This window comes from Halomonas sp. ND22Bw (genome assembly GCF_003011945.1).
GTDB lineage: Bacteria > Pseudomonadota > Gammaproteobacteria > Pseudomonadales > Halomonadaceae > Halomonas > Halomonas halophila.
The window spans coordinates 1-252 of the sequence record NZ_PXWD01001377.1 but is presented as its reverse complement, the minus strand read 5'-3'; the positions used below and the strand labels follow the sequence as shown (position 1 = coordinate 252).

Genomic DNA, 252 nt, shown 5'->3' with positions numbered 1-252 from the left:
GCTACACCGGCGGCATCCCGGAGATGCTCGACGGCATCGAGATCGTGCTGGTCGCGGTCGGCCTGTTCGCCGTGGCCGAAGTGCTGTACGCGGTGCTGTACGAGGGCAAGGTCGTCGAAGGGCAGAACAAGCTCAGCCGCGTGCACATGAGCAAGCGCGACTGGAAGCGATCCATTCCCGCGTGGCTGCGCGGCACCGCCATCGGCACGCCTTTCGGCTGCATCCCGGCCGGCGGCACGGAGATCCCGACCT

At 67.9% G+C, this 252-nt stretch carries 1 protein-coding gene; it reads left to right on the top strand.

Annotated features, from left to right (window positions below):
- A partial coding sequence (locus CVH10_RS22700) for a tripartite tricarboxylate transporter permease (RefSeq protein WP_181244710.1) occupies window positions 1-252 on the top strand: 252 nt, incomplete at both ends.